Annotated in this window: 10 protein-coding genes; all 10 read left to right on the top strand. The window is 55.5% G+C overall.

Annotated elements, in window-relative coordinates; genetic code table 11:
- Nucleotides 1-78: 78 nt before the first annotated feature.
- The 10 genes from FJM65_RS21385 to FJM65_RS18210 all read left to right on the top strand — a co-directional run bounded on the left by FJM65_RS21385 (nucleotide 79) and on the right by FJM65_RS18210 (nucleotide 13,618).
- Nucleotides 79-240: a hypothetical protein gene (locus FJM65_RS21385; RefSeq protein ID WP_181163785.1), complete on the top strand. Its 162-nt coding sequence runs from the start codon at nucleotides 79-81 to the stop codon at nucleotides 238-240.
- 359 nt (nucleotides 241-599) lie between these two features.
- A complete protein-coding gene (locus FJM65_RS18250; RefSeq protein ID WP_140623382.1) occupies nucleotides 600-1,172 on the top strand; it encodes an RNA polymerase sigma-70 factor in 573 nt (190 codons plus the stop codon).
- Between the two features lie 155 nt (nucleotides 1,173-1,327).
- Nucleotides 1,328-2,344 (top strand): FecR family protein, encoded by a 1,017-nt coding sequence (locus FJM65_RS18245; RefSeq protein WP_140623380.1) that lies wholly within the window; start codon nucleotides 1,328-1,330, stop codon nucleotides 2,342-2,344.
- A gap of 71 nt (nucleotides 2,345-2,415) precedes the next feature.
- Nucleotides 2,416-5,583: a SusC/RagA family TonB-linked outer membrane protein gene (locus tag FJM65_RS18240; RefSeq protein WP_181163784.1), complete on the top strand. Its 3,168-nt coding sequence runs from the start codon at nucleotides 2,416-2,418 to the stop codon at nucleotides 5,581-5,583.
- A gap of 4 nt (nucleotides 5,584-5,587) precedes the next feature.
- Nucleotides 5,588-7,018 carry a RagB/SusD family nutrient uptake outer membrane protein gene (locus tag FJM65_RS18235; protein WP_140623376.1) on the top strand — a complete coding sequence of 477 codons (1,431 nt, stop codon included), beginning with the start codon at nucleotides 5,588-5,590 and terminating at the stop codon, nucleotides 7,016-7,018.
- Between the two features lie 3 nt (nucleotides 7,019-7,021).
- The gene (locus tag FJM65_RS18230) at nucleotides 7,022-7,486 is read left to right on the top strand and encodes a hypothetical protein (RefSeq protein ID WP_140623374.1); all 465 of its coding nucleotides are present in this window, start codon (nucleotides 7,022-7,024) and stop codon (nucleotides 7,484-7,486) included.
- Nucleotides 7,487-7,493: 7 nt separating this feature from the next.
- Nucleotides 7,494-10,307: a M16 family metallopeptidase gene (locus FJM65_RS18225; protein ID WP_140623372.1), complete on the top strand. Its 2,814-nt coding sequence runs from the start codon at nucleotides 7,494-7,496 to the stop codon at nucleotides 10,305-10,307.
- A 10-nt stretch (nucleotides 10,308-10,317) separates the two neighbouring features.
- Nucleotides 10,318-12,066 (top strand): NHL repeat-containing protein, encoded by a 1,749-nt coding sequence (locus tag FJM65_RS18220; RefSeq protein ID WP_140623370.1) that lies wholly within the window; start codon nucleotides 10,318-10,320, stop codon nucleotides 12,064-12,066.
- Between the two features lie 398 nt (nucleotides 12,067-12,464).
- On the top strand, nucleotides 12,465-13,379 hold the full coding sequence (locus tag FJM65_RS18215) for a pirin family protein (protein WP_140623368.1): 915 nt from the start codon (nucleotides 12,465-12,467) through the stop codon (nucleotides 13,377-13,379).
- A gap of 38 nt (nucleotides 13,380-13,417) precedes the next feature.
- Nucleotides 13,418-13,618: a hypothetical protein gene (locus FJM65_RS18210; RefSeq protein WP_140623513.1), complete on the top strand. Its 201-nt coding sequence runs from the start codon at nucleotides 13,418-13,420 to the stop codon at nucleotides 13,616-13,618.
- Nucleotides 13,619-14,239: the final 621 nt, after the last annotated feature.

Here is a 14,239-nt window from a genome sequence, read left to right as displayed (position 1 = left end):
CACTGTAGGGGGATAGGCTTCCTGATTACTGTTTAGATGCCGAGCCCCTGCCAAGTTCATGCATGACACGGTCACAGAATGTGCGGGAGCTACAAAATTACCGCCATATCCGGCGTCACCACGTTTTCCTCGGCCGAGGACGCGGTGACCGGCATACAGGACAGGGTGCTGGAAGTTGGCAGCCTGCACGGCGGTACCTTATGTGTGCTGGCGGTGGAGACGCCGAAAGACTACCCGTGATAAAGTCAGAATGGTGTTGGGACGGCCCGGTTCCAATGCTTTGAAAGCCTACTATTGCGAAGGCGCCCTGGCATGTACCAGCGGCGCCTTCTTTAGGTTCAGCCCTCCTTGCTTGGTGGTGGGTGCAGCCGTAAACATGCGACGCTCGCTTAAGGGGAAAGCCGCTATATCTTTTAAACAGCGGGCAAGGGAACAGGGGCGCCGGGTTTCGCTGTAGATAGAACTATTTTTATGAATGGCAGACGGTGATGCCATGTACCTGGTCAGGTTTTTTTGATTTAATTACCTCGTGGCTTTGCATTTGCGTGGCTTTTGCTGTATTATAAATTCTTCAAACGTCATTTAAGAGTAGAATACCTATGAGTACAGCGATGCCTGGGGCTGAAGAGGTAAGGCAGCTGAAAATATTGCCTTGGGAAGACCTGAAAGGGTTTGAAGGCTTTTACAAGGAGCATTTTGTTAAAATGGTGATTTTCTGCGAAGGCATCACGCAGGACAAAGACCTGGCCGGGCAGTTGGTGCAGGAGGCGTTTTGCAAAATCTGGGAGAATCGCCACGCGCTGCTACATGTCACCGCCCCCTCAGCCTATTTATATCAGACTGTCCGTCACACGGCACTGGACTATATCAGAAAGTACAGGCAGGAGCTGCACACACCCGAGCTGCACGATGCGCAGGAGGAGGAGGAGCGTACCTTGTCCGAGCAGCTAACCCCGATGGTCAAAAAGGCTGCTGCCAAACTGCCTGCCAAGTGCCGCCAGATCTTTGAGATGAGTTACCTGGAGGGCTACAGCAAGGAGGACATTGCCGCATACCTTCAAATTTCTCCCCTGACAGTAAAAAAGCAGCGGGTGATCGCGCTCCGGAAGATCCGGGAAGAGCTCTTGCCGCTGGTTGAAAAGCTGCTTCTGCTCGTCTGGTTGCTTAAATAATTTTCGTTTACATTCCCCCCTTAACCGCCTCGGTTTCTTAAGAAAGCTGGTTTTTTTGTCTATTTAGCTCCCCCACGCCTGGGGGTGAAAAAAAAGCAAAACTTTTTTACTCCGCTTTGCGTAGGCGCGCGTCTATTATGTGAAACCCTTATACATTGGACCTAAACACTCATATACCTGAAGAAGAGAGGTGGCCTGCTTACCTGGAAGCCTGGTTTTCCGGAGAAGCGGATGCTGAAACCTTGGCGGCCCTGCAGGCCTGGCGGAAGGCCTCGCCTGCGAACGAACGCCTGTTTCAAGCGTATCAGCGCGCCCTGTCGCCGCATCCGCCGGTGTGGGCGCAGCAGATTGATGTCAACCGCTCCTGGGAAGAGCTCCTTCCGCGACTGACAAGAAAGGAAGCGCCGGCAAAAAGCAGTCGCATAACATGGCGTGTACCTGCCTTTGCAGCCGCTGCTGTGTTGGCCCTGCTCCTGGTGGGCTGGTGGCTGATGGCTCCAAAGGTACACCGCGTGCAGGTGGCGGATGGAAAAGAAACGATTTGGTTGCCCGATAGCTCACAGGTGCTGCTCAACGCGCATAGTACCCTTACCTATAAGGAAGGCTTTGGCAAGGAGCATCGGAGCGTGACGCTGGAGGGCCAGGGCTTTTTTCAGGTCCGCCCCGACAAGCGGCTTCCTTTTCGGATTGAAAGCAAGGCTGCAGTCACGCAGGTGGTCGGGACGAGCTTTGACCTGCAGGCTTATCCCGGGCAAGGGCAGGAGAGCCTGGCTGTCGTGACCGGGACTGTACAGTATCAGCCCCTTTCGCCGGAGGGAGAGCCGCTGGGCGCCCCTGCCATCGTGCAGGCCGGGCACAGTATCACGTTTAAAAAACAAGCTGAAGAAATCACACTTAACGCCCTGATGCCGCACGATCAGCTCGTCTGGAGCGGCCGCCTGGTGTTTGAGCAGACGCGGCTAGACCAGGTGCTGCGGGTGCTGCGCAAGCACTATAAGCGGGAAATTGTGTTGCAGGACCCCAAAGCCGGCCAATGCCTGTTGACAGCCTCCTTTCAGGAGGAAAAACTGACGGATGTGCTGGATGTGATCGCCCTGTCGCTGCGCATGACCTGGCAGGCAAGTGGGGATAGCTATATACTTAGTGGTAACGGATGTAATGAAGACATATGATGAAACGTCTACTCTTAACATGGATGCTTGGGTGTTCCCTGAGTGTAACGGCCGTGCAGGGACAAAGCCATTTGAGCCAACCCATTTACCTGGACATGGGCAACGTGAGCCTGGAGGAGCTACTGGCTGCGCTGGAAGAACAGTATGGGGTTGATTTTGCCTATAGCCCAAGCCTTTTGCCGCTTGATACCCAGGTGTCCACGCAATACCAGGGGCAGCCCCTGGCGCTGATCCTTGACGAGCTGTTCGGCTCGCTCCATATCACCTACCAATTAAAAGGGAACCGCATCATCCTGACCAAGCCAGCCAAGGAAAAGCAGGTAGAAAGAACGGTTAGCGGGCAGGTGTACGCCGAGGAGGACAACGTGCCCCTGATCGGGGTGACCGTGGCCGTGAAAGGAACCGGTAAGGGAACGGTGACAGATGAAGAGGGCCGCTACAGGCTTGCCATCTCCTCAGAGGATGCCGTGCTGGTCTTCTCCTACATGGGAAAGCTGCCGCAGCAGGTGCCTGTAAAGGCCCGTAAAGAAATCAATGTGCAGTTGCGGGACGATCTGGTGCAGTTGCAGTCCGTCGTGGTGACCGGCTATGGAACGCAGCAACGAAAAGAGGATTTGGTGGGCAGCGTGGAGTTTGTGACAGCCGAGAAGCTTAAATACCGGCCGGCAGACCGGGTGGACCAGCTCCTGGAAGGGGTGGTGCCGGGCCTGCGGTTTGAGGTCCAGAGTGATGACGCGAGCAGTGCCCGTCCCCGCTACCAGACCCGTATTCGGGGGGCAGCCTCCTTTAGCGCCTCCAACGAGCCGCTTTGGATCGTGGACGGGGTGCCGGTGTACACGGGGGGGAGCACCAACCTGATTCCCGGTGTGAGCGCGAGCGTGAGCCCCCTTTCTTACCTGAATCCCAGTGACATTGAGTCGGTCACCGTGCTGAAAGACGCCGCGGCCACCTCCATTTACGGCGCCAACGGGGCCAACGGGGTGGTCTTGATCACTACCAAGCGGGGCAAGAGCGGAGAGGACCGTTTAAGTGTGCGTGTGCGCAAGGGCATAAACCATATCAGTGATACAAAGTTTCAGGTGCTGTCCGGCGATGAGTTCCGGGAGCTGGCGCGCGAGGCCTATGCCAACAGCGGGCTGGACCCGGCGGCCTATCCCTATGGGGGAGAGGTCGACACGGTGAACACTTCCTGGTATGATGCCTTTTTCCGTACCGGGCAGACCTCAGACTACAACCTCTCGCTGACCGGGGGGAATGAGCGGACCAAGTACTTTATCTCCTCAGGTTACTACAAGGAAGATAAAACGATGCTGGCCAACAGCACCCAGCGTCTCTCTACCCGCATTAACCTGGACCAGCGGATCGGCAAGCGGCTCAACCTGAACTTTCGCATGGGGGGCTCCTATAACAAGAACAAGCTGTTCACGCCGGGGGACTACTACTATACCACGCGACCTAATATCAATCCCTATCAGGCCAACGGTGATTTTGCCCTGCGTGATGCGGTGACAGGCAACAAGCTGTTTAACAAGCTGGCTGAGGCGGCCCAGAACGATCACAACCAGCACACGTTTGCCGTGAACGGCAACATGGGCGCTGTGCTGGTCATCGCAGAGGGGCTGGACTTTACGTCCCGTAACGGGATTGATTTTTACAGTATCCGCGAAGATCAGTATGCCTCGCGCAAGAACTGGTCGGGCAGGGACCTGGAAGGAAACCCGATGGGCTACGCCGACAGGGCGCAGACGACTTTTTTGAAGTGGATCAGCATTAACCGGCTCAACTACAGCAAGTCCTTTGGCAAACACCAAGTGGATGCACTCTTGGGCACGGAGGCCTCGGACGGCCAGCGCACCTCCCTGTCAGGCTCAGGCTATAACTTTGCCAACGACCAGATCAAGGAAATTACCTATACGCCCTATGAGACGCAGCGGGCCAACAGCAGTGCCGAGGAGGAGAGCGCCCTTTCCATGTTCTCCAACCTGACCTACAACTGGGACCGCCGGTATTACGTGACGGTGAATTTCCGGCGGGACGGCAACTCCCGCTTCGGGAATGACGTGCGCTGGGCCAACTTCGCCTCGGCGGGGGCTTCGTGGAACCTCCACCATGAGCCCTTCTGGAAAAGCAAAACGGTGAACTTCCTCAAGCTCAAAGCCAGCTACGGCACAAACGGTAATTCGCGCATCGGCAACTATGCGGCCAAGGGGCTCTATAGCTTTGGAGCCAATTATGCTTATGACAACAGCCCGGGGGCTGTGATCTCCACCGGGGAAAATCCTGATTTTAGCTGGGAGACCACCTACATGCTCAATACCGGCGTGCGGATCGGCTTCTGGGACAGAATATACCTGGAAGGGGAGGTGTATAGCAACGTCACAGAGAACCTGATTGACAAGGTGGACGTGACCAGGGCGTCAGGGCAGACCCGTATCTACCGCAACGTTGGAAAGGTGCGCAACGCGGGTGTGGAGTTTACCCTCTCCACGGTCAACATCAATTACAGAGACCTGCAGTGGACCACGGATGTGAACCTGGCGCATAACCGCAACAAGATCCTGGCGCTCTACAACGGGAATGACAAGTCCTTTGGGACGAGCATCCGCCAGGTGGGCCGGGATGCCAGCACCTTGTACCTGGTGCGCTGGGCAGGCGTGGACCCCAGGGACGGCGCCCCCCTTTGGTACGATGCGGCCGGTAACCTGACCCGGGTGTATGATGTCAACAACCGGGTACCGGTGGGCTCTGCCAACCCGGATTTCTTCGGCGGTATTACCAACCGGGTCAGCTATAAGAATTTTTCGCTCAGTGTGCTGCTCAATTACACGGTAGGTGGCTATGCTTTCAGCAGCCTGCGGCGCAATGCCGAGTCCGATGGGCTCTACTATATGGATGACAATCAGTCTAAGAACCAGCTGGACCGCTGGCAGCGGCCGGGGGACATGGCCACTACCCCAAAACTCATTTGGGGCGTTAGCCAGTCCTCGATGCGCAACTCCACGCGTTTTGTCCATGAAAAGACTAACCTCCGGCTGCAGAACATCAGCCTGGCCTACAGCCTGCCGTCGGACCTTGCCGGGAAGTTTTTCATGCAGCAGGCCAGTGCCTTTGTGCAGCTGGATAACGCCGGCTTCTGGACGCCTTATAAGAACAGGTCAGACCGGAATACCTATAAAAACTCCTTCTCGCCTTACCCTGTGGAGCGGGTTATATCAGTCGGGATCAATTTAGGAATATAACCTTATGAAGAACTTATACAGAAGCCTGTGCGCAGGACTGCTGCTCTTGCTGAGCGCCGGGTGCACCAAAGAATTTCTGGAGAAAGAGCCTATCGGCAGGGTCGGCAAAGAGATCCTGCTGCAGGACATGGACGGTGCCCGGGCCGCCCTGGCCGGAGCCTACAACCGAATGGCCTATTATTATAGCCGGGAGTTTTTGATGTACCCCGACATTGCCAGCGATGATGTGCGCCTGAAGGTGACGGGCAACAGCTCCGATGGGCAACTGATTCTGTTTAACGAACATAATTTTCAAAGCAACCCCGAAGACGATGAGCTGGCCGTGGGGCACATCTGGCTCAACATCTTTGAGGCCCTGGATAATGTGAACAGCCTGCTCAATGCCATTCCCCAACTCAAGACGCTTGAGCCTTCTTACGTGCAGGAACTCGAGTCCATACAGGGGCAGGCACTGATCATGCGGGCCCTGTGCCACTATGACCTCAGCCGTGTGTATGCCCAGCACTATACCTTCACGTCCGATGCCCAGCACTGGGGAGTCCCCATCCTGTTGAAGACGCCCGGGCCGGACGTGCAGGTCAGGCGTGCCACAATGAAGGATACCTACGCGCAGGTCATCAAAGACCTGCAGGAGGGGGCGGCGCTGCTGGAGGGCAGCCCTGTTTTAAACCAGTATAAAGCTTCCCACTACAGTGCCTGGGCCCTGCTTTCACGCGTCTACCTGTACATGGAAGATTGGCAGAACGCCCAGGTATACGCAGACAAGGTGATCGAGGCATCCCGCTACACCCTTACGGACAGTGCCGGCTACAAGGCCATGTACCTGGAGCAGCAGCCGGCTTCCGAGGTCATATGGCAGTTGTATAGCAGAGACTACAGTGCCAGTACCGTTGCAGCGGTGTACTCAACCCCCTCTTTTCGGGCCTATGCCTCAGACCAGCTGTGGGCTTTGTATGATACGACCGATGTGCGTCGTGCGGTCTATGGGGAAAGCGGGGGGAGGCACTACTCCTTAAAATACGGAAAGGCTGAGGACCTGCAGGAGGATGAGTGGCCGGTAGACCCCAAAGTGGTGCGCCTTTCCGAGGTCCTTTTAAACAGGGCAGAAGCCGCCTGGCACCTGGGGCAGTATGAGGCGGCGCTCGCTGACCTGCAGCGCATCCGGCAGCGGGCCATGCCTTCGGCCGCCGCGCCGGGGGAGCTGACAGCCGAGCAGCTCTACCTGGCCCTTAAGGTAGAGCGCCGAAAGGAGCTGGCCTTTGAGGGACACAGGCTTTTTGACCTGACCAGGCGGCGGGAGGATCTGGTCAGAGGCGAGGACTGTGGCGCTGCGGTCTGTTTTCTGGAATACCCCAGCGTCCGCTTTATTTTACCGATTCCATCCCTGGAGCTGGATGCCAACAAGGCCATGCAACCCAACCCTGTAATCAATTAACCGATGAGAAATTTGCTGAAGACCGTGCTGGTAGCCTTCCTGCCCCTGCTGATAGCGGCCTGTAACAAAGAGGAAGTAGAGCCCTTTGATCACCCTTTCTTTCATATCCATGTCGATAACCAGGACACGGTGGAGGTGCGCTATAACCGGCGGGACACGGTGTCTTACCACATTTACCTGAGTGCCAAGCGTCAGTTTGACCCGATAGAGGTGACCTATTCCATCACCCCGGGCAGCGGGCTGCAGGAGGGGCGGGACTACCGGGTGCTCAACAGCGGCAGTACCCTGCTTTTTCGGCCCGGGGTTTTTGAGGTGCCGGTCAAGGTGGCCTGGCTGGAAAATGACCTGGACCCTGCCCTGGACAACAGCCTGTCTATCAAGATCGAATCTAACTCCGAGGGCTATACCCTCGGTTTACCCGGACCTGACCACCTCCAACAGCAGCTTGTGCTAATCAAGAAGAAATAACATACCTATGACATCATACCGAAGTAAATTACTAGTACTCCTGGCAGTACTATGGACCTGTATTGCCTCTGCGCAGGAACTACCACAGGATCCCAACCTGGTGAAGGGCACGCTGCGCAACGGCTTGACCTATTATATCTACCCGCATGCAGAGCCCAAGCAGCAGGCCATTGTGCGTCTTTACCTCAAGGCCGGCTCTATTCTGGAAGAAGAGGACCAGCAGGGGCTGGCGCACTTCCTTGAGCACATGGCCTTCAACGGAACCACTCACTTTGAGAAGAATGAGCTGATTACTTTTCTTGAGGCACAGGGCGTCAAGTTCGGGTCTGACCTGAACGCCCACACCAGCTTTGACGAAACGGTATACAAGCTCCAGGTACCGCTGGAAAATGAGCAGGTGCTGGAAAAGACCATGACCATCATGGCTGACTGGGCAGGGGGCGTGTTGAACGACAGCCTGGAGATTGAAAAGGAGCGGGGCGTTGTCCTGGAAGAGTGGCGCAAGGGGCAAGGAGCCTCTGACCGCATGCGAAAGGCATACCTGCCTGTCCTGCTGAATAACTCCCGCTATGCCGAGCGTCTGCCTATCGGCAAGACGGAGGTGCTCAAAACGTTCCCACGGGAGCGCATCGTCTCCTTTTACCAGGACTGGTACCGGCCTGACCTGATGGCGGTGGCCGTCGTGGGGGATGTGGATGTGAAAAACGTTGAGAAGCTCATCCGCAAGAACTTTAAAAAGCTCCGGAATCCAAAGCAAGCCCCCAAGCGCCTGTATTATGACGTGCCCGGACACCGGGATACCCTAACGGCCATTGTGACGGATGCAGAGGCGACCAGCCTGGAGTTCAGCTTTTTCAAGAAGATGGAGGGCATGGCGGCCATCACGACGGAACAAACCTACCAGGCCTATGTAATGCGGGTGCTTTTTGACCGTCTTTCCGCTGAGCGCTTCAGAAGAGTGTCTGAAGGGGATACGCCCTTCCGTAGCGGCAGCCTATCGGTCAGCAACCTGCTGGGCACCACCGATGCACTGGCCGGGGGTGTTTCCCTTTACCGGGAAAAGATCGCCGAGGGCATCAAAGGCTATGTGGTGGAGAAAGAGCGCATCATGCGTTACGGGTTTACACCCAGCGAAATAGAGAAAGTGCGTAAAAATTACATGATGCAGCTGATCCAGTCCGCCGAAGGGGAGGATAAAAGCGATGCCGGGACCTTTTTAAGCGATATCAAGTCCAACTTTTACGATGGCCATGCCATGGTAAGCCGCCAGGCGGAACTGGCGCTGGCGCGGGCCGCCGTGCCCCAGGTGGACTCACTTGCTGTCATGCGCTACATTGCGTCGCTGCAGGGCGAGGAAAACGTGGTGCTGCTGCTGACGGCTCCTAAGAATGACAGCATCCAGGTCCCCGGCGAGCAGGAGCTTAAAAGCTGGATCGGCCAGGCCAGGGCCCAGCGGGTGCTGCCCTGGGAAAACGCCGAGGCCATCCCGGACCGGTTGCTGCCAACGCTTCCAACTCCTGGCAAAGTCATAGCAGAGCAGCGCATCGAAGCGATAGACGCAACGGTATGGCAGCTCTCGAATGGTGCGCGCGTGGTGCTTAAACCAACTCATTTTGACCATGACCGCATCATCTTGTCGGGTTTCCGGCAAGGGGGGCTCTATGCGCTGGACTCTGCCAGGTACGTAACAGGCATGTTTGCCAAGTCTGTCATTGGCTTAAGCGGGGCCGGGGCCTTTAGCCGCAGTGGCTTGAGCCGTTTTCTGGCCGGCAACACGGCCTCTGCGACCATGGTGATTGCCCAGAGCCGGGAGGGGCTCGCCGCCAGCGCCGACACACGGGACACAGAATCCATGTTCCAGCTTCTGTACCTGAAGTGGATGGCCCCGAATGCTGATTCCACCACCTTTGTGACGACGAAACAGCGGGCGATTGAGTCGATTGAGAATTCCCTCCTTAGCCCCTCCTATGCCTATGGCCGGGCGCTGACCACGCTGCTCAACGGCGAGAGCTATGTGACAGCTGCGCTCACGCCGGAGCGGGTGCGGCAGCAGCTGCGCTACGAGGATGTGGTGGCGGTATACAAGGAGCGCTTTGGCTCAGCCAGGGGCTTTACCTTTATCATACTGGGCAATGTCAAGCCTGAACAGATCAAACCTTTTGTCGAGCAGTACCTGGCCTCTTTGCCTGCCAAGGAAGTACGCACCGATTATGTGTACCAGGGCCCGGAGGTAAGGCAGGAAGAGGCTTCGCTCGTGGAGCATGCCGGCGAGGCCCAAAAAAGCCAGGTAAACATCTTTTACCAGGGAAATGACTTTGAGTTCACCTATCCTTACATGCTGCGCCAGCAGCTGCTTGAGGAAGTCCTGAAAGCCAAGCTGCGCGTGAACCTGCGCGAGGAAAACGGCGGGGTATACGGGGTGGGCGTGGCCTCCTCCTCGACTGTGAAGCCCGCTCCGCTCTACCGCGTTCGCATAGCCTTCACCTGCGCCCCGGAGAATGTGGAGTTTCTCGTAGGGCAGGTGGAAAAGGAAATCGCCCGGGCCGCCGCGGATCCGGCCTATTTTGAAGAGGAGCTCGTGCGGATTAAAAAGCAGCTTCTCGAAGAGCGCAAAAAGGACATTAACCGCAACACCTTCTGGAGCGGCGAGCTTCGCCGCCACTTCTACTATGATCTTGCGGGCTGGGAATACTTCACTGACTATGAGCAGCTGCTCAACAAAATCACGGCTGCCGACCTGGCCCGGGATGTGCAAAAATACCTGGTCCAGCAGCCCAAGATCAAAGCGATCCTGATGCCAAAAGAATCATCTAACCTTTAAAAAAATACGAATGAAAAACCTTTTCAAATTAAGCAGCCTGATGGCGCTGCTATTGTTAGTGCTCGCCTCCTCGTGTAAAGACAAAGAGGATGTGAAACCCAATGCGGCGAAGGAATTTGCCTCCTTCAGCCTGTCAGCAAGCCTTAACGAGGGTGTAGAGGAGGATGTGGAAGGCGTGATCTCAGGGGACAAGATCGTGCTGAAGGCGCCCAATACAGCGATACTTTCGGCATTGGTGCCCTCCTTTGAGACGAGCTCAGAGCGTTCCATCGTGACCATTGGCAACCAAGTGCAGGTCAGTGGCGAAAGCGTGGTGGACTTGACCGCACCGGTTACCTATACCATCACGGCGGAAGACAACACGACCAAGAACTACACGGTCGAGGTGGTGCGTTCGGCAGCCATCATTTCCTATGGGTTTTATGCAGCGGATAACCCGGGTGTGCTCTTCCACGATTACGAGGGTACGGTGAACGGCACGGCTATTTCCGTGGAGGTGCCTGCTGACGCGCAGATCACCGGGCTGGTGGCCCGTTATGAAACCACTGCAGGCGCTACGGTGCAGGTGAATGGCGTGGCGCAGACAAGCGGCGAGGCAAGCAACGACTTTACCAGCCCTGTCGCCTATACGGTGGTGGACGGAGAGGACTCCGATGTGTTTACCGTAACGGTGGGACGCCTGACAGCGCCCGTATGGTCGGTAATCGGCAATGAGGGCTTCCTGGTTCCCAGAACAGACGGCCTGGTGATGGCCATTAACCCCGCCACCCACTTGCCGTATCTGGCCTTCCAGATTGACGGCACGATCAACGGGGAGTCTGTGCCAAGCGAGGATGAAAAAATCGCTGTGGTGGCTTTTAACGGCGCTGCCTGGGACTATCTGGGGGCCAGCACTGGTTTCTCCGAGGAGAAGGCAGAAGAAATTTCCCTGGCCTTCGACAAGGACGGCAAGCCCTATGTCGCTTACAAAGACTATGTGGATGGCAAGCAGGCCGTGACGGTGCAGGCCTACAGCGGTAGTAACTGGACGACAGTAGGTAGCCCGCAATTCAGTGAAGGGCGTTCGGACTATGTTTCCCTCGGCCTGGCTGAGGATAACACGCCTTATGTCGCTTTTAGTGACAGATCACAGGTGACCCTGCCTTCCAGAGGGCTAAACATTTACGGGTACAGCGGAAGCTGGGTATCGAATCCGCCTGCCGGCGTACTGACCTCTGCGACAAAGTTTGTGCGCAAGAACGGAGCCTTGTACCTGGCCATCATGGAGCGTACCGGGGAAGCCAACAAGCCATCGGTTTACAAACTGGATAATGGGGCCTGGGCAGCTGTAGGGACAACGCAGTTCAGTGCCAACGGGGAGAATGGCTATATCAGCGTAGACATGGACGTAGCCCCTGACGGGACTGTCTATGCGGCTTACCAGGAGTATGCCGCCAACGGGCGCATCAACTATGTAATGAAGTATGACGGCGGGAGCTGGAGCGCGATCGGGGAGCCGGTGAACGTAGGCAGCGAGCGCGACAACTTTAACATTGCTGTCCACCCGGACGGGCGCCTGTTTTTTGCCTACGTGGACGATGCGGGACTGAATATAAGAACCTTCAACGAGGCGACCAACAACTGGAATGCCAGTCAGGTCCTCATCAGTGGTGGCGTCGGGGAATATGACTTACAGATCTCAGCTGTGGGCATACCGTACGTAGCCGCCGTTTTGGACGACTCAGACCAGACCAGGGTCATGAAGTATGATATCCCCTAATTGCGTAAAGCCGGGTTTAGCCCGGCTTTACTTCATTCAATTGAACCAGTAGCCGCCAGGCTAACCGTGAAATTGTTGTTTGTGTTAAGGTGAATGGGGTGGCACCTGTGGCTGCCCCAGCCTTAGCTATTGAACTGAAATTGCGTTTACCTGCAGTCTACTGCGCCGCTGACAGGAAAAAGAAACGCTCTTCTTTGGCTACATAAAATGCTTGTGGCCTGACATTCCTCCTCGCATTATGATAGGGTTTTCAGAGGATGCGCTCGGTACCGAGTACCATACTTTCCCAAACTACTTCGCCAGGGCAGGGGGCAGCGTCAGAAATGCAGCTTTGTAATTCTAAGTTTATCTTTCTGTTGCCTCATACGTTGTAGAAAGTAAACCGAAAATATACCAACATGCTGGACATTGTGATTGAAGCCCGTAAAGCAGCGCTCGCGCCCGGTATGGACGTGCGGCGCATACTTCCCTTTCGCCTGCGCCGGATGGTTGGCCCCTTCATTTTCATGGATCACGCCGGTCCGGTAGACCATAAGCCAGACCCCAGCCATACCCTGGATGTGCTGCCGCATCCCCACATCGGCTTATCGACGGTAAGTTATTTGTTTGGTGGCCAGGTAACGCACCGCGATAGCCTGGGAGTAGAGCAGATCATTCGTCCCGGCGAGGTGAATTGGATGACGGCCGGTAGCGGCATTGCCCACTCGGAACGTTTCGAGGACCCGGCTGCCCTGGCCGGTGGCAACCTGGAGATGATACAGACCTGGGTGGCCCTGCCGGAGAAAGACGAAGAAACAGCCCCCTCTTTTGAAAACTATAAACCGGAGCGGCTGCCCGTTTATACGGATACCGGCGTTTGGATGCGGTTAATTGCCGGAGATGCTTATGGGCTGCGGAGTGATGTGAAGACCCTCTCTCCGCTGTTTTACCTGCATGTGGTGCTGGAAAAAGGCGCCCGCTTCGGCTTGCCCAAAGAGCATGCAGAGCGTGGCGTATATGTGGCACGAGGAAGTATAGAGGTCGCCTCCCGAACATATGTTGTTGGGCAGATGCTTGTGTTCAACAACGGCGCTGATCCCGTGATAACGGCAAAAGAGCCTGCCACGCTGATGCTGCTCGGAGGGGAGCCGTTGGGGGAGCGGTTTATCTGGTGGAATTTCGTGTCATCGAGAAAAGAACGGATAGAGCAGGCCAAAGCAGACTGGAAGGAGGGAAGGATCCTGTTGCCTCCAACGGATAACCTGGAGTTCGTGCCGCTTCCCGCCGACCGCTCCAAACCCGCCGGCGGGCCGGCACCCCAGGCACTTTCCTAGCCTTTTGTCTGCCTGAGGCAGTCCGATCGGAAGCTGTGATGAACATGACCGTAGCAGAGGCTATTAAATCCTCAGAAATTGAAGTCGAGTTCTTCAGCCGACAGGATATTGTTTCCTCTATCCGCATTAACTTCGACATGAACCATCCCGTTGAGGCTACAAGAGATAAAATGGCGCAAGGGGCAGCCATGAGGAACCGATGCAGGTTGTGTTTTGCGCCTTTGGTAAGGATAAGGTGATTTCAAGGCAGCTCCTTCTTCCCACATGAGGTTGAGATAAGCGAGTTGATTCAATGGTTTAACCAGACAATGCCGGGGGCAGGCAAAGCAATGGCAGGCCACTTTGAATAAGTCGTAACAGCTAAACTAGTTTTGAGGCCTGCTGCTTAGAATGAGTTTTTTTGCCTAAAATGGGGCAGCGGCAAAAGCCGATTACATAGTTGTGAAGATATGAGTATCAGTACTTTCAGCCTCGTTAATCGTGCTCTTGTTGCCATGAACTAGAGGAATGAGAAAGAAAAAACTTGCGCTTGGCCTTGCATAGTGAAATATAACTCCTACCTTTGCATCCCCTTAGAGAAACACCTCAGAAAGGTTTTAAAATTAGATTATAAGAATATTCGTGGTAACACGGTCAAGCGGGAGAGAAATGCTCTTTCGGTAAGTTCTTTGAGAGATTAGTTGAGACAGAAAATTTAAGGTAATCCAAACGCAGGAATTATACTGCGTCAATCACTCCTCTGCAAAGAGGGTGAGATTTTAGGAAAGCCGGGGTCGGACAGACACATTTGTGTTTTTAAAACACAGGAAATAATTCTTACAATGGAGAGTTTGATCCTGGCTCAGGATGAACGCTAGCGG

The sequence above is a fragment of the Pontibacter mangrovi genome (assembly GCF_006385705.1).
GTDB lineage: Bacteria > Bacteroidota > Bacteroidia > Cytophagales > Hymenobacteraceae > Pontibacter > Pontibacter mangrovi.
Note: the sequence above shows the minus strand (reverse complement) of the source record. Positions and strands in the feature narration are given on the sequence as shown.